This is a genomic window from Shewanella sp. Arc9-LZ, assembly GCF_010092445.1.
GTDB lineage: Bacteria > Pseudomonadota > Gammaproteobacteria > Enterobacterales > Shewanellaceae > Shewanella.
In genome coordinates this window covers 2,202,669-2,219,231 of sequence record NZ_CP048031.1, presented here as the reverse complement: position 1 = coordinate 2,219,231, position 16,563 = coordinate 2,202,669, and the positions used below count along the sequence as shown (strand labels likewise).

14 protein-coding genes are annotated in these 16,563 nt (G+C 41.1%); 6 read left to right on the top strand and 8 right to left on the bottom strand.

Annotated features, from left to right (window positions below; translation table 11 throughout):
- Nucleotides 1–50: 50 nt before the first annotated feature.
- On the bottom strand, nucleotides 51–959 hold the full coding sequence (locus GUY17_RS09590) for a LysR family transcriptional regulator (RefSeq protein ID WP_162022994.1): 909 nt from the start codon (nucleotides 957–959) through the stop codon (nucleotides 51–53).
- Nucleotides 960–1,118: 159 nt separating this feature from the next.
- On the opposite strand from GUY17_RS09590, the gene GUY17_RS09585 reads away from it, so the two are divergent.
- Together GUY17_RS09585 and GUY17_RS09580 are read left to right on the top strand one after the other, a co-directional pair.
- The gene (locus GUY17_RS09585; RefSeq protein ID WP_162022993.1) at nucleotides 1,119–1,769 is read left to right on the top strand and encodes a peroxiredoxin-like family protein; all 651 of its coding nucleotides are present in this window, start codon (nucleotides 1,119–1,121) and stop codon (nucleotides 1,767–1,769) included.
- A gap of 95 nt (nucleotides 1,770–1,864) precedes the next feature.
- The gene (locus tag GUY17_RS09580; protein WP_162022992.1) at nucleotides 1,865–3,034 is read left to right on the top strand and encodes an MFS transporter; all 1,170 of its coding nucleotides are present in this window, start codon (nucleotides 1,865–1,867) and stop codon (nucleotides 3,032–3,034) included.
- Nucleotides 3,035–3,096: 62 nt separating this feature from the next.
- Here the strand turns inward: GUY17_RS09580 and GUY17_RS09575 are convergent, their stop codons facing one another.
- A complete protein-coding gene (locus GUY17_RS09575; RefSeq protein ID WP_162022991.1) occupies nucleotides 3,097–4,053 on the bottom strand; it encodes a Gfo/Idh/MocA family protein in 957 nt (318 codons plus the stop codon).
- A gap of 179 nt (nucleotides 4,054–4,232) precedes the next feature.
- On the opposite strand from GUY17_RS09575, the gene GUY17_RS09570 reads away from it, so the two are divergent.
- Complete coding sequence (locus GUY17_RS09570) at nucleotides 4,233–5,405, top strand: NAD(P)H-hydrate dehydratase (protein ID WP_162022990.1); 1,173 nt, start codon at nucleotides 4,233–4,235, stop codon at nucleotides 5,403–5,405.
- A 178-nt stretch (nucleotides 5,406–5,583) separates the two neighbouring features.
- On the opposite strand, the gene proX (GUY17_RS09565) is transcribed toward GUY17_RS09570, so the two are convergent.
- The 4 genes from proX (GUY17_RS09565) to proV form a co-directional block, all read right to left on the bottom strand.
- The gene (proX, locus tag GUY17_RS09565) at nucleotides 5,584–6,618 is read right to left on the bottom strand and encodes a glycine betaine/L-proline ABC transporter substrate-binding protein ProX (RefSeq protein WP_162022989.1); all 1,035 of its coding nucleotides are present in this window, start codon (nucleotides 6,616–6,618) and stop codon (nucleotides 5,584–5,586) included.
- 347 nt (nucleotides 6,619–6,965) lie between these two features.
- Nucleotides 6,966–8,000, bottom strand: coding sequence for a glycine betaine/L-proline ABC transporter substrate-binding protein ProX (gene proX, locus GUY17_RS09560; protein ID WP_162022988.1), 1,035 nt, complete (start codon nucleotides 7,998–8,000; stop codon nucleotides 6,966–6,968).
- Nucleotides 7,997–8,848: a proline/glycine betaine ABC transporter permease gene (locus GUY17_RS09555; RefSeq protein ID WP_101088453.1), complete on the bottom strand. Its 852-nt coding sequence runs from the start codon at nucleotides 8,846–8,848 to the stop codon at nucleotides 7,997–7,999. The genes proX (GUY17_RS09560) and GUY17_RS09555 overlap by 4 nt, the downstream gene beginning before the upstream one ends.
- Nucleotides 8,849–8,874: 26 nt before the next feature.
- Nucleotides 8,875–10,101 carry a glycine betaine/L-proline ABC transporter ATP-binding protein ProV gene (gene proV / locus GUY17_RS09550; protein ID WP_174839637.1) on the bottom strand — a complete coding sequence of 409 codons (1,227 nt, stop codon included), beginning with the start codon at nucleotides 10,099–10,101 and terminating at the stop codon, nucleotides 8,875–8,877.
- Nucleotides 10,102–10,853: 752 nt separating this feature from the next.
- Here proV and GUY17_RS09545 point away from each other — a divergent pair.
- The gene (locus GUY17_RS09545) at nucleotides 10,854–11,111 is read left to right on the top strand and encodes a hypothetical protein (protein ID WP_162022986.1); all 258 of its coding nucleotides are present in this window, start codon (nucleotides 10,854–10,856) and stop codon (nucleotides 11,109–11,111) included.
- A 425-nt stretch (nucleotides 11,112–11,536) separates the two neighbouring features.
- Here the strand turns inward: GUY17_RS09545 and GUY17_RS09540 are convergent, their stop codons facing one another.
- Nucleotides 11,537–11,854 (bottom strand): chaperone modulator CbpM, encoded by a 318-nt coding sequence (locus GUY17_RS09540; RefSeq protein ID WP_162022985.1) that lies wholly within the window; start codon nucleotides 11,852–11,854, stop codon nucleotides 11,537–11,539.
- Nucleotides 11,855–11,856: 2 nt separating this feature from the next.
- Complete coding sequence (locus GUY17_RS09535; protein ID WP_162022984.1) at nucleotides 11,857–12,828, bottom strand: DnaJ C-terminal domain-containing protein; 972 nt, start codon at nucleotides 12,826–12,828, stop codon at nucleotides 11,857–11,859.
- 1,064 nt (nucleotides 12,829–13,892) lie between these two features.
- Here GUY17_RS09535 and GUY17_RS09530 point away from each other — a divergent pair.
- Together GUY17_RS09530 and GUY17_RS09525 are read left to right on the top strand one after the other, a co-directional pair.
- On the top strand, nucleotides 13,893–15,770 hold the full coding sequence (locus GUY17_RS09530) for a DUF294 nucleotidyltransferase-like domain-containing protein (RefSeq protein ID WP_101088458.1): 1,878 nt from the start codon (nucleotides 13,893–13,895) through the stop codon (nucleotides 15,768–15,770).
- Between the two features lie 10 nt (nucleotides 15,771–15,780).
- The gene (locus tag GUY17_RS09525) at nucleotides 15,781–16,497 is read left to right on the top strand and encodes a 3'-5' exonuclease (protein WP_101088459.1); all 717 of its coding nucleotides are present in this window, start codon (nucleotides 15,781–15,783) and stop codon (nucleotides 16,495–16,497) included.
- The last annotated feature ends 66 nt before the right edge of the window (nucleotides 16,498–16,563 follow it).

Genomic DNA, 16,563 nt, shown 5'->3' with positions numbered 1-16,563 from the left:
CTTCATCACTTAGCTGCACTTCTTAAACTCTATCATTCAAGCTCTATTAATTAAGCCATACTTTTGGCAATTTTAGCTTTGTTGTGTAATGCCAACGCGACAAAAGCATCTACAGTAGCACGATCATTAGCACGCTTTACATGTAGCTGAGTGGGTATAGCTTTATGTGCATCAGTGAAAGGTAAAAAATGACAACCTTGACTGTATAATTTACGAATACAATAAGGCGCAATAGCAACACCTAGACCAGCAGCTACCTCAGTTAACAAGGTCTGCATATGTTTAGGTTGGCTGATAATATTGGCCGAAAATCCTGCTTGTTTACACAACATAATAGTATCGTCAAACAAACCTACTGCTTCGTCACGGTTAAAGATGATCAACTTTTGCTGTTGTAATTGACCCAATTCTATTTGGCTATATTCAGCCAGGGGATGGTGTTGTCCCACAACGGCCACCAACTTGTCGATGTAAATATTACTACTGTTAAATTCATCAATAATCCCGCTGGGTAATGGCCGCGAAAACCCAACATCTATGCGGTTATCTTTAAATGCTTCAATTTGTTCTGTCGCGGTCATTTCAAATAACGTGACATGCACATCAGGATATTGCTGCGAATAGCTGCGAACTAAATCTGCCATAAAAGTCAAACATGCTGAACTTAAATGAGCGATATTAAGCTCGCCTATCTGCCCTTGCTGTGCTCGTTTTACCTGACTTTTAGCGTTGTCTGCCAATGCAATAATCTGTTTCGCATCGTGCAGCAATTGCTCTCCCGCGTTAGTGATTTTTACCTGGCGCGAATTTCGGATAAACAGCATAACTCCTAGCTCTTCTTCCAACATGGCAATATGACGGCTAATCGCCGGCTGAACCGTATTGAGATCACGCGCCGCGCCAGAAAAGCTGTGGTGTGACGCTACGCTAATAAAGCTTTTCAATGTTTTTATATCCACAATCACCTCAAATACGCTTTTGCTATAGATTCAATAAAATAATAACATTTTTATTATAGACGCTAACACTTTACTCTTTAGCCTAGTTATATTTACAAAGTCCCAATCACAGAGTCGTCTGCCAAAGGCTAGCTAAATTAGTTGCTATCGAGGGAATATATGAAAAGTTTACAACAGCAAACCGACGCTAAAATGAATGAGGGACGACAAAAGAACCCTGATTTCATGAAAGTCGTTGACGATATTATTGAACAAGCAAAAGCATTTCAACAAGGTGATAGTGCAATTAATCTTGGCCAAAAAGCGCCCAACTTTTCGTTACCTCATTCGGATGGGAAATTAATATCCCTGGTAGATTTACTGCACCAAGGCCCTGTTGTAGTGACATTTTATCGTGGCAGTTGGTGCCCGTACTGCAACTTGCAGCTTCGTGCTTTACAAGTACGGTTAGCCGATATTCATACCCTTGGAGCTCAATTGGTTGCCATCAGTCCGCAAGTGCCGGATGGCTCTATGACAAAAGATGAAATGCACGACCTAGAGTTCTTGGTATTGTCAGATCAAGATGCAAAAGTTGCATCACAATATGGGGTTGCATGGCAAGTGCCTGAATTTCTCGCTGAACATATGCGCGTTGATCGCAAGCTCGACCTTGAAGCCATCAATAATGGCAATGGCAGTGTGTTACCGATCCCCGCGACATTCGTTATCGGTCAAGACGGCGTTGTCACCTGGCGTTATGTCGACGTAGATTACCGAACTCGTTCAGAGCCAGAAGACATCATACAAACATTAAAGCTGCTGGCTTAACGTTCATTGTTGATATCAATGACTGAGTGGTTGAACAATTACTCTTTCGCCCTCTTTTCTTAATCTTAGTTCTTCAGCAAATCACAGGTAAAACAATGACTCGTTTATCTAAACTTGGCAGCTTTTCGCTGCTGTGTATTGCCAGCCTCACCATTATGGTTGGCGCCCTTGTTGCTCCGGGATTATTAAGTATATCGAATGCATTGGGCATCAATGAATATGCGGTATGGCTGGTGACTTTTCCGGCATTAGGTGCAGTATTATTTGCCCCAATAGCGGGTAAATCAATTGATAAGTTTGGCGCTTATCGGGCGCTTATCGTCGGTTTAATACTCTATGGGGCCATGGGCTTTGCGGTGTATTGGCTGAATGGCCCTTGGTTTGTATTGTCTAATCGTATTTTATTGGGCGGTATTACTGCGGTCGTTATGGCGAGCAGTACCGTACTTATTTCGCAATGGTACACCGGTAATGAGCGGCTCAGCATGATAGCTAAACAGGGTATGGCTATTGAATTAGGTGGGGTATTGTTTCTGTTTTTAGGCGGTACATTAGCCAGTATTAATTGGGCTTATCCGCTGAGTTTATACTTAATAGCTTGGTTATTTTTACTGATGCTGTTGTTATTTGTGCCGCGTAAACATCCATCACTCACGGTTGAGGCTGAATGTGATAACAACCAGACTCAACAAGGGCTATCACTTCATCAGGTTTATCTTTTTGCCACTATGGCAATGGTGATCTTTTTTACCGCTATTGTCGTGCTCCCAAAGAGCATGGTTCAACAAGGCTATAACGAAGCTCAAGTGGGTAATTTATTAGCGTTTATCTCATTGGTTGCAGTGGTTGCTGCGTACTTTATGCCAAAAGTTGCCAAACACATGAGCGCAACGTATTTGTTAGCTGTCGCATTTGTAGCATATGCCCTCGCGCATGTTGGTTTTGCAAACGCAAACGGTATGCCGATATTACTCATTGGAGCTGTCTTTGCGGGTATTGGTTTTGGTTTCAGTATTCCGTTACTTAACCATATGACGGTAGAAAAAAGTGCAGCCAACGTTAGAGGCAAAAATTTATCCTATTTTACGATGGCCGTATTTGGCGGTCAGTTTATCACTTCGTTTGTTGAATTTATTCCCGGTGGCACCACGGTGAGCTTTTCTGCCGCCATGCTATTAGCCAGTATTATGGCTGTAATATTGGTCGCCATGCAGTTAAGCGACAATAAAAGTTTCAGCAAACCCGCTACCGAAAAAAAGAGTTAGCCCGCTCAATGATTGGCGGCCGCTATATTGACTATATTGCCAGCATAGCGGCTGAATCAATCTTAAATCAGTGCCTTTATTCTCGCTAGTTGCGACTGAAACAATAAGCTATGTTGATGTGTTACTACCCTACTTTCAAGATCGCCTTGTTCGATGAGTCGACATGCTTCATCCGCCTCAAAGTGATAGCCCAATGATGCTCTGCTATCAATAAAGCTATCGACCAACTCATCTACATGATACAAACTGCATTCAGACGCTCTGAATGCATCAGGAATAACAATGTAACCTTTATCGCCAATAAGATAAGCGTTATTACTTAATCGGCACTGAAACGACGAAGCTAAACTCACAGCGATATCACCACTTTTACCAATAATAATCACATCATCTTCAACACCGGTTTCACATACATGTGCTTGAACATACAGATTATCGATGTCAGCTTTAATAAAATAATCTGCAATCGCCAATGGGTAAATACCCATATCCAATAAACATCCACCCGCTAATTGCGGATTATATTCACGCCCATCAGGCGTAAATGGGATCGGATAGCCAAAATCGACTTTGACCTGTTTAAGCTGACCAATACGGCCTTCATCTAACCATTTTTTTGCTTGTTTAATTGCTGGCAAAAAATAAGTCCATAATGCTTCCATTAACAGCAAGCCTTTGTCTTTGGCTAACGTAACCAAAATATTGCATTCTTCAACCGACACTGTCATCGGCTTTTCGCACAACACGTGTTTACCTGCCATTAAAGCATCATAAGCTTGCCGAAAATGAAAATTATGTGGCGTGGCGACATACACAATATCAACGTCTGGATCATCAAATAATGCTTGGTAGCCTTGATAGGCCTTTTCGGCGCCGTATTGCTTTGCAAAAGCATCGGCATCCGTTTGTTGCCGCGCGGCAACTGCATATAAATGACTGTTAGCCGAAAAGACTAAATCTTGACAAAATAAAGCCGCTATTCTGCCAGTACTCACTATTCCCCAGTTTATTCTAGTCATTCATTTTCCTTAATATTATGTCTAAGCCAAAGGGTATTAATCTATTCACAATACCTCCAAGACTAATGAATTAATAGTAAGAGCTAAATATCATCATTTTTTTGTCGCAGTAGCCATTACGGTTTTCCTGTTTGTGCTACTTTATTGTATCGATATGCAAAATTAACTCGCGAGTGCCAATGAATACGTTAACCCTTGAATATATCAAAAGTATATTGCCTCCAAGGCCGGATAACAGCCATAAAATGACTTTTGGCCATGTATTGAATATTGCTGGTTCATTGCATTATCGGGGAGCGGCTTATTTGTCGAGTTTATCCGCATTACGAGTTGGTGCGGGTTACGTCACCTTAGCCAGTAGTCCATCGGTATGTGACAGTGTGAGTGCATTAACGCCAAATGTTGTTACCTTGCCACTACTCACTCATGTAACAGAAAGGCATGATGATGCAGGGCAAGCAACAGACTTATTATCAACAAAGATGCAGCCATCGAATACTCAGTCGAGTGACCTACAAGCTATTGACGTACAGGCCATTGATAAAAGGGCTGTGTTACAACTTCGCGATAAACTCAACCAAGCCAGTGTCATTTCCATGGGCAGTGGATTAAGTATTGGCCACAGTACTGACCAACTCATTATTAGCCCTAACATTAGCACTAACATTAGTTCTCTCGCTAACCCTCCACTCAGTAACAAACATCTTAGCAACAGCCATTCACAGGGTTTATCTGTTCCTGATGGCAATAATGGATTTTTTTACGCCCTATTAACTGAGATACAAGCTAATCCTAATCCGGTCATCTTTGACGCAGACGCACTTAACTTTATTAGTCACTTACTTCATCCTAGCGGCCCATCGAAAACATCTATCAACTTGCCCAAAAACAGCATTATCACACCACACCCAAAGGAGTTATCAAGGTTACTCAATGTTGATGTCAGCGAAATTCAAGCCAAACGGGTGCACTATGCCAGTATTGCCGCTAAGCAATTAAACACAGTGGTGGTACTTAAAGGCAAACACAGTGTGATTAGTGATGGCGAGCGAGTATTTATCAACCCAACAGGTAACAGCGCGCTAGCCAAAGCCGGAACCGGCGATGTGTTAACAGGTATGATTTCAGGGTTTTGCGCTCAAGGCGTTAGCCCAATAAATGCAGCGTGTTTGGGTGTCTATTTACACGGTTTGGCAGGCGACATTGCTGCAGAGGACTTAAGCCAATATGGCATGTTAGCCAGTGACCTACTTAACTATATTCCTAACGCTATTTTAAAAGTATTAGCCGATGCGAAATCAGCGCGTGATGGTGACCAATACCGAGATGGCTTACCAAAGGCTAGATCGTAATAATCTAGCTATAAATGTTTATTCATACTCTGTTTTCAAACACAAAAGTAAATGACCTCTTCATTGATACCTAGTGGTTATATGTCAAATTGTCTTTATACACACCAGTCTTATCTTTAAAAAACCCGGAAACATGGTATGTGTACTCCGGGTTACCATTAGTTATTGCAGGTTGAGACTATTTAGCCGCACTTCGTGCTTCAGTCAGCCAACCGTTCCATTTATCCTGATTTTTGGTAATCCACTCATCCACGTGGCCTTGAATATCCTGGGTACTCTTTTCGCCTTCGTTCATCCGAGTGTTTTGTTCGTTGATATCGCCAAGCGGCAAGGTAAATACCTCAAAAAATTTCCTTGCTGCGGGATTCTGCTTGGTGAATTTTTTGTTGGCGACTATTTGGATGTCAGAAACAACAAAACCTAGTTTTACTGGGTCAGAAACCGCGCCTTCAATGTCACTCAACGTCATTCGTTCAACACCAGAACGTTGCGCTTCGGATGGCTTAATTTCAGGAACGTTTATCCACACAACGTCCTTGCCTGGTTTCAGTTTGAAAATGGTCCAGTTTGGTGCCCAGGTATAGAAAAATATTGGTCCACCATTTTTATAACCCGCCATCGCTGACGCCATTCCTGCTGCATATGAAGCGGTCACCGGATTAATAGCATCTTTGAGATCGTATACATCCATATGGTGGCTGATGACTTTTTCACATCCCCAACCTGGAGGGCAAGCGGTCAGATCGGCCTTGCCATCGCCATTGGTATCAAAGGCTTTTTTCACTTCAGGGCGTTTAAAATCTTCAAGGGAGGTAATATTATATTTATCGGCCTCTTTCTTAGACACCAAATAACCCTGCAGACCCCCGGCCTTAACCACAAAACCAACTTTCTCACCTTTGTCATAAAATCCTTTCGGCATCTGGCTGTCATGATTTGGAAACCAGCCATTGGTCCAATAATCAACATCACCGAGAGTCACGGTTTTGTAAAAGATCGGATTCGACAGATCTTTAGGTTTTTCTACATCATACCCCAGTGTTTCAAGACCTCGTCGTACAAGCGCTTCCTGAAAAAATCCCGTGTCCCACGTGGCCCGCGCAGGTTTAACGGTTACGCCTTCACCAGGCTGGTGATTATCGGCAAGAGCTGCAGACCCTGTCATGGTCATTGCAGCTAAAGCGACACCCATTATTACTTTCTTAATTATCATTTTCGTTCCTTATTTTTTGTTGCCATAGATTGGGTCATTATCTTTAAATAATTACCAATAATAGACCTGTACCTTTGGACTTAAATAAGCACATTCATTTTTTTTATGAATTATATTTTAAATAATATGTTGAATTCGAAATGTATTTTGAAAAATATGATAAGAACTTAGGCTTGTTACTTTGAAAAACATCATTGCCTCTTTAGGGGCTAAATCACTATCAGCTTAGTCCTCTTTTTTGAAAGCGCTGGCATACGTTTTACTAAACACTTGGGGGGTTGTATAAAAATAACCCGTAAGCACGGTATGTGTGCTCCGGGTTACCAATAAGCTATTGCTGGTTGAGACTATTTAGCAGCATTACGTGCTTCAGTCAGCCAACCGTTCCATTGATCTTGGTTTTTGGCAATCCACGCATCAACGTGGCGTTGAATGTCCTGTTCACTCTTTTCGCCATCGTTCATCCGAGTATTCTGTTCGTTTACGTCGGCAAGCTGCAGGGTAAATACTTCAAAAAATTTCCTAGCTGCTGGATTTTGCTTGGTGAATTTTTTGTTGGCGACGACCTGGATGTCAGAAGCAACAAAACCAAGTTTTACCGGGTCAGAAACTGCGCCTTCAAGTCCCTTTATAGTCATTCGTTCAACAGCAGAACTTTGCGCTTTGGTCGGATTGATTTCAGGCACGTTGATCCACACAACGTCCTTGCCTGGCTTTAGTTTAAAAATGGTCCAATTTGGTGCCCAGGTATAGAAGAAGATTGGTCCACCATTTTTATAACCCGCCATCGCCGATGCCATTCCTGCTGCATATGCCGCTTTAACTGGATTGATAGCATCTTTGAGACCATATACGTCCATATGATGGGTGATTATTTTTTCACATCCCCAGCCTGGAGGGCAGGCAGTCAGATCGGCCTTGCCATCACCATTGGTATCAAAGGCTTTCTTCACCTCAGGGCGTTTAAAATCTTCAAGGGAGGTAATATTATATTTATCGGCCTCTTTTTTAGACACTAAATAGCCACCCAGTCCACCGGCTTTCATGACATAACCAATCTTTTCAGCTTTTTTATCAAAATTTTTCGGTAGTTGATCGTTATGCATTGGAAACCAACCATTGGTCCAATAATCAATATCACCGAGAGTGACCGTTTTGTAAAAGATTGGATTGACCAGCGTTTTGGGCTTTTCCACATCATACCCAAGAGTCTCAAGGCCTCGTCGTACAAGCGCTTCCTGAAAAAAACCGGTGTCCCATGTCGCTCGAGCTGGTTTAACGGTTATGCCTTCTCCTGGCTTGAGAGTATCAGCAAGAGCTGCAGACCCTGTCATTGTGATTGCAGCTAAAGCTGCGCCCAGTATTACTTTTTTAAGTATCATTTTACGTCCTTATTTTTTGGGGTTGCCATTGATTGGGTGATTCTATCTAGAATGATTGCTAATAAAACAATCGCAAGACCGCCAACCGTGGCCAAACCAATATCAAGTGTATTTAAGCCCAGAACGACAGGTGCCCCGAGGCCTCCTGCGCCAATCATTGCGGCGATAACCACCATGGAGAGCGACATCATGATGGTCTGATTAAGACCAGCCATGATGGTCGGAAGAGCAAGTGGTATCTGAACTTTAAGTAAAACCTGCGAGCTTGTTGCCCCAAAGGCGAGCGCAGCCTCGACTAACTCTGGGTGTACCTGCCTGATACCGAGACTGGTTAATCTAACCAACGGTGGCAGGGCAAAAATGATGGTTGCAAGAACACCCGCAGTGTTGCCAATAGAAAAAAGCATCACTATAGGTACCAAATAGACAAAGGCTGGCGTTGTCTGCATCGCATCCAAAATGGGTCGTAGAATGTTATTAACACGATCACTGCGTCCAGCCCATATACCAAATGGCACGCCAACAACGGTGCAGAACACAACAGATGAAAATACCATGGCGAGGGTTATCATGGTTTCAGACCAGAAACCAAGCAGACCAATGAGAATCAACGATGCAAGCGTAAAACCAGCAAGCTTGAAACCTGACACCCGCCAAGCAATGACGCCAAACAGTGCAATAACAAGCAGAGGTGAAGTTGCCAGAAGTCCATCTGACACACTCGATAAAATGAAATCCACGGGCCATTTTATCATCTGGAAAAACCATCGATACCCTTCTACCAACCAGTCAACAAGGCTTGTGATCCATGCATCTAAGGGAATAACTCTTTCATTAAAACTGAACATGATATAACACTCCTGAAGCTAGTATTCTAAGATGCTGACTGCTCAAAATAAGTCCCCTTCTCTGCACGGTTTAAGGTACGAAGAAACAGATTTTTAGAAACAACTCCGCGATATCTATTTTCTGAGTTTACAACTGGAATAGGCCAAGAATGAGATGCTACCAAAGATAAAATGTCTTGAAGACTATCGGTTTCCTGAACAGATTTAGCTTCTGCAAGAAAGGCATGCTCAAGTTTGCTGGTACCATTTCCTTGGTCAATAGCGTCGCGCAGGGAATCTGAAGAGACAACACCTAAAAACCGGTGTTCTGAATCTAATACATAGGCAAATTCGCGATCTTTAATACTTAACATTTCTAATGTGGCTCGTGGGCTACCTGCTTTAGTATGCCAAACGACCGTTGGCTGGCTATCGCGGGCAATGTCCCCTGCGGAGATAACACCGGTTGGATCAACACCGCGGAAAAAAGCGCGTACATAATCGTCAGCGGGATTTTGCAAAATCTCTTCTGGCGTCCCGACTTGGATAACTCGGCCGCCCTGCATAATGGCAATTCGGTCACCAATACGTAATGCTTCGTCTAAATCATGGGAGATAAAAATGATGGTGCGCTCATGACGATCTTGCAGTTTAAGCAGTTCATCTTGCATCTCTGTCTTAATAAGAGGATCAAGCGCCGAAAATGCCTCATCCATGAGCAAGATATCAGGATCAACCGCTAAGCCTCGCGCCAATCCCACTCGCTGCTGCATACCACCACTTAACTCTTTGGGATATGCATTCTCCAAGCCTTCGAGTCCGACTTGTTTTAAAGCATCTAGAGCTCGCTCTTCACGTTGTTTCTTATCCATACCATCAAGCTCGAGTCCAAATGCAGCATTTTCTAACACTGTTTGGTGAGGCATAAGAGCGAAAGACTGAAAGACCATACTGGTTTTACTTCTGCGAAACTTTACCAGCTCATCCTTATTCATTTTGAGGATATTTTGACCATCAACTAACACCTCTCCAGACGTTGGTTCAATAAGCCTGTTTAGCATTCTTACTAGAGTTGATTTTCCTGAGCCGGACAGACCCATCACGACAAAAATTTCACCTTTGTTCACAGTAAAGCTTGCACCTTGAACTGCAACAGTTAGTCCTGTCTGTTCGTAAATTTCTTCTTTACTTTTCCCTTGTTCAAGTAATTTTACCCCCTTGCGAGGTTCAGAACCAAAAACCTTATAGAGATTTTTTATTACTATTTTTTCCATAATATTTTCCATGACGCTCTTTTACGCCGTTCTGCTTTTTTGTACTAACGCTACATAAAAAGCACGTGAATAAATTTTGCGCTGTTAAATATTTACCACACACTTTCGCGATATATTTTATACAGTAGTCCCTAAACGCTAATCATGTCAATGTTAGTGTTTTCAAAAATAGACATAAATCATTGAATTTAATTGTAAAAATAAAACCCAGATTACCCTTATATTTATTATGGGTAATTTATTGATTTAGTTGTCTACATCATCCTCGTTAACTAAGCACTATGTGGTTAATCATTTAGGCTTATCGTTAATTGGCTAGCTAGTAAATTTATAGGCTTCAGAAACTGAATTAATTTGCTGTTTTTTAATTCACATGAATCAAGTGTTTTATGCAGTGATGACTTATCTTTTCATGGCTAGATTATGAATATTTATCCTACGACGACACTACCACTTTGACTCACTAACGTTATTGTTGGCTTATACTTTTGTTAAGAAGTATTACATGAGTTTTTCTGTTTCTCTTGTCACATTAATTACGTTGATGCTCCTCGCCAAGCAAGTCACATCACGCGCCCTCTGTTTGATGGGTTATTTATGAGTGTTACCCCTGTCATCGCGGGTTGTAAGCGATGACAACAAATTACAACCTTCGCCTATAGCCATTTAGAATGATTACAAAAACAGGATGATCATAGAGTCGGGATCGGATCACATTTAACATGATAGTGAAAATTCTATAACCGCAAATAATGATATTTGGTGATGCTGATAATAGCGATATTCGCCATGTGCCTAGCTTACTTGCGGTGATCCTAACTATGACGATGTTTATGTTTGTATCAGCGGCAATTATTCGTGAGAAAGCACTAGATAATACGGCGTTTTTAATTGTAACTCCGATGTCGCTATTGGATATTTTTAGCACCGCTACGCGCTGGTTTAGATTCGTTATTGTTGGTATCTTTCTCGTCTATCTGTGTCTGTTTACCATTGAGCTTGTTCATTAATACCATTGCAAAAAACCAACTTCAAACGCTGTAATTATCCATTATTATATTGATGTCATCGATTTGATTATCTGAATTTGTGTTCCTTTATTAAACGATGCCTATATGCGGCACAATCGGTAGAAGAAGCATTGCCTACAGCCCATTTATGGTCAGAGGCATTGTACTTAAATGAGCACAAGTGATGTCATTAGGCCACAATCAACAGTCATTATTCGGCTTTAACTGTATTTTAGCTGTATTGGTTTTTTAGCGGCAAAGAACGTTAATAAACCTTTATAAACAGCTTAAATAACGATAGTTAGGTAGCATTAATTAAATGACTGTCCTAAATCGCGGTACTTACATAATCAGGCTGCCGCTTAATCGCAACTGCCAATGAGAAGTGTAACTAGCCTTAACATCCAATAGTCAGCGATATGTCATTATATTTTAAACCGACTTAGTTGCTGTTTTAGCATATGGACTTCATGATCTAATCGGTCTCTTTCATCGAGTAATTGTAAAATTAAACCAATGCCACCCCAGTCGAGTGCCAGATCACGTTGAATGCGCGTAGCTTTTTTAACTTGATGTAAATTCTCGACACTAAATTGCCATGTTTCTATCACCTCGCCCTGCAATGGAATCGCAATACTGTGATCCACAAGTTCAAGTAGTAAGGCTGAGCTGATATCACTGCACTCACACAGTTCATCACTACTCAACCAACAATCTTGTTCGCTTATATTAATCTGCAGCATCGTTATTTACTCCAACTGGCACGTGGGTCAAATTTATTTTTCTCTGCTAATTCAGTCCACAATTGTGTGCTTGTTTTGTCTGGTGATGTCGGGACGACTATTTTGAGTACAGCAAATAAGTCCCCATGTACTTTTTTACTGAGTAAGCCTTTTCCTTTTATACGTAATCGCTGTCCTGACTGACTATTAGCAGGGATAGTGAGCTGAATATGACCGGTTAACGTGGGCAGTTTAAGCTTGGTACCCAGCACTGCTTCCCATGGTGCTATTGGCACAACAATGCTCAAATCTCGGCCATCAACATCAAACATGGGATGAGGCACAAACCGAATTTGTAAATAGAGATCGCCATTGTCGGCCTTGGTCGGTCCCGGACCGCCCTGTCCTTTCAAGCGAATACGTTCGCCATTAACAACGCCAGCAGGAATTTTAACTTTTAACGATTTAGGTTGCTCAACGATACGACCGCTAGGTTCTCGTTGTTGTAAGGTAAACTCGACTGGCTTAAGAGTATCGACCAATGTTTCTTCGAGAAACATCGGAAACTCAATTTCAATATCTTGGCCTTTTGGGGGCTGGGTTTGGCGTTGCCTATGTTGGCCACCTTGTTCAAAACCACCGTGGCTTGAACCAAAAATTGAACTAAAAAAGTCTGAAAATTCTTGATCGGTTTGAGGATCGCTTTGCTGTTGTCCCCAATTTTGACTGGCGCCATTCGCTCCACCTTGATTGGCATAGCTATTTTGGGTTCTATTAAGATGATGATGACGTAACTCGTCATATTCGGCTCGCTTTTTAGTGTTATGCAACACCTCATAGGCTTCACCAATTTCTTTGAATTTTTCTTCTGCATCTGGATGTTTACTCACATCGGGATGATACTGCACGGCGAGTTTTTTATAAGCGACCTTTACCGCTTTATCATTCGCTTTAGGGTCTATGCCTAATACAGTGTAATAGTCTTTAAAATTCATTTTATCCCCTCACAAAAAGCAAGTTTGCAACGGATCGTTAGACAACTTTGAACCCATCTACACTAATGAGTTTAGGCCCACAGACGAACAACACGCTTGATCTTGATCAACTCTATTACAGTATGGTCAGTTTAGATAATGCGCATTGCATGATTAATAAAACATCATCCGCTTAAATAACACTGCATCAGCATAGCCCTATGAAATGGATTTATATCCTAAACACTATGCCTTAACTTCATTCACAAAAGTGCCAAGCTTAGTTAACAATATAAAGTTAACTCAATGACACCATAGCAGTACTATCATCCATTTTTGAACACGATGACACCTTACACTACGGCATGAAAGCATGGTGTAAGCTGCATAAATTTGATCTGTAAAATCTTCAGCCAAAATGGATAACACGCCCATCATCTCGGGCTATTTATATTGATAAATATCAATAAATTGACTTAGATTGTGCTGCAATTACTGCTATTACTGCTATTACTGCTATTACTGCTTAGTACTGCTTAGTACTGCTTAGTATTACACTTAAATTAACTGGCACCTCGAGTGCTGCGCTTGCTATCGAGTTGCATTACGTTCTCCAACATTATATCGATGTTCACATAACAAGAGACACTGCGTCATGAACAGCCTTTATCCTCAGAGAAAATTTTTATTTTTAACTTCTATGGTGTTAATTACGCACTAATAAGTGCGGATAGATTAACCACTTAGGCTGGAATTTATAAAATTGCCTTATTGAAATCGAACAGTAAATATCATCATTGATGACAATATTCAACAATGTCACTTGTTTCACCAAATTAACTCAATATCTAACCACACAGAAATGCTTTGGGTACAATATCAGAACAGCAGTGCTACTATGGCTAATAACATAAGTAGATTATCGTTCGTTTTGGCTAGGCCACCATCATTACTGGTTAACACGTAAAGGTAACTAATGGCCTCAGCAACCGCTATATATTCGAACACAATAGCAATTTTCACTCGTATGATAGCTAAATAGATATTAACAATTCTCCAGTCATCACCAACTAGCAGGTCTATTCATGACAGCCGAAGTACTCGAAATTCAGAGCTTTATTGCTCAGTACGCCCCATTTGATCAGCTTCCAGAACAAGTGTTAATTGACGTTGCTAAAAGTGTTGAGATTTCTTATTACCGCACAGATAGCATGATTGTTAACTTTAATGACAACGTTAAAGAGCTATATATGATCCGCAGCGGAGTCGTAGAGTTATATCGCCGTAAAGGTGAACTTTATAATCGTTTAGACCAGGGGCAGTTATTTGGACAAATGGGCTTGTTAACCAATAATAAAGTGCGCTTCCCAGCCAAAGCGGTAAAAGATACGCTGGTATACTGTATTCCTGAGTCGGTATTCAATGATTTGTGCGAGAATTATGATGATTTTGCTGATTTTGTTGAAGCTGAGGATTCCACCCGTTTAAAACAAGCGGTAAAAGGAAAAACCGATGATGCTAATGCACTGACCACTTCCAAAGTAAAAACCTTAGTTACCAGAGAGCCTGTGGTTCTGTCCTGTAATAGCAGCATACAAGCTGTGGCCAAAATTATGGCCGAAGAGAATATATCTGCGGTATTAATTAATGACCCAGATATAGATGATCAACAAGATAGCAGTTTCGTTGGTATTATTACCGAACATGATCTCTGCGCTAAGGTCATTGCAGCCGGGGTAAGTGTTGATAATCCTATTTCACAAGTCATGTCGACCGATTTAATTTCGCTGGATCACAACGCGTATATTTTTGAAGCGATGTTGCTTATGCTGCGCAACAATATTGATCATCTGCCCATTCTAAAAAATAAGAAACCGATTGGTCTGATTGAAGTTGCGGATATCATTCGCTACGAATCGCAAAATAGTTTGTTATTTGTAAGCAGTATCTTCCAGCAAAAAAGTAGCGAAGATTTAGTGCTGCTTTCTGCGGAGTTAAAAAACTGTTTTGTACGCATGGTTAACGAAGACGCTAATTCACACATGGTCGGACGGGCAATGTCTGAAATCGGTCGTAACTTTAAACAGCGTTTATTAGAACTTGCAGAAGAAAAGTTCGGCCCGCCACCTGTTCCATATTGCTTCTTAGCTCTGGGTTCGATGGCTCGAGATGAACAGCTAATGGTGACCGATCAGGATAATGCTATTATCCTGGATAATAGCTATAACGTTGCGTTGCATGGAGCATATTTTGAAAAATTAGCAGATTTTGTTTGTGATGGTTTAGCTGCCTGCGGGTACAGTTACTGCACCGGTGATATTATGGCAAGTAACCCTGAATACCGTAAAACACGCGAACAATGGGAAGAATGTTTCGGTGACTGGATAGAAAACCCCAACCCTCAAGCCTTATTAAACTGCTCTATTTTCTTTGATCTTACGGGGGTTTATGGTCGCATAAAATGGGCCGAACAACTCAATGCCTTTATCTTAAGTAAAGCCAAGAAAAACAACCGCTTTTTAGCCTGTTTAGCACACAATGCCCTCAACCGAAAACCACCTCTGGGATTCTTTAAAGATTTTGTGATGGAAAAAGATGGTCGTCATAATAACTCTATCAATTTAAAACGTCGTGGTACTGCGCCATTGGCCGATTTGATCCGAGTACATGCCCTAGCCATCGGCTCACAATCACAAAACTCATTTGAACGTTTAGAAGACATTATCGATTCGGGTATTCTGCCTACATCCAAGGGCGAAGATTTACAACATGCCATGGAGCTTATTTCTTTGGTTCGTTTGCGTCATCAGTCAACAGACATAGAGTCTGGGATTGAGCCTGATAATAATATTGAACCCGAAAGTATGTCTGATTTTGAAAGACGCAACCTTAAAGATGCTTTTTTAGTGTTAAGCAATGCGCAAAACTTTTTAAAATATCGCTACAGTTCTAACAAACTTTAAAGGTTAACTCATGACTAATTTCAGCGACCAGGAAATTTTAAACTGGCAAGCCTTTCTAGAATTAAAAGCCAATAACAGTAAAGATAAACGCCTGCATGATTTTTATCATGCAGGTACTTATCACAATGAAACACCATTAAGTGATATTGAGTTTGTCGCATTGGATTTTGAAACTACCGGTTTAGATTCACAGCAAAACAGCATCATTAGTATTGGGCTAGTGCCATTTAATTTACAGCGAATTTTTTGTAGTAAAGCAAAAAAATGGTATCTCAACCCTATAGATAAATTACAAGAAAACTCAATTATTATTCACGGTATTACCCACTCAGATTTACAAGGTGCGCCAGATTTGTTGTTGATTTTGGAACAGCTTTTAAATGAATTGGCAGGAAAAGTTGTGGTGGTGCATTATCGGCATATTGAGCGTGATTTTCTTGACCACACTTTACGCATGTTGATTAATGAAGGTATTGTGTTTCCGGTTATCGATACCATGCAGATTGAGGCTAATGTGCAACGGGCGAAGTCACAAGGGTTGCTTAATTTATTTAAAAGAAAGCGCACAGAATCAATTCGGCTTGCCAATAGCCGTGAACGTTATCACTTACCTGCTTATGCACCCCATGATGCGTTAACTGATGCAATTGCCACCGCAGAGTTACTGCAGGCTCAAATTAAATATCATTTTAGTCCAGACACTGCGATTGACAAATTATGGTTGTAATGTGCTTTGATTGAACAAAAATTATGCTTAAAAAAAAAGCCGATGAATTAATCATCGGCTTTTTTG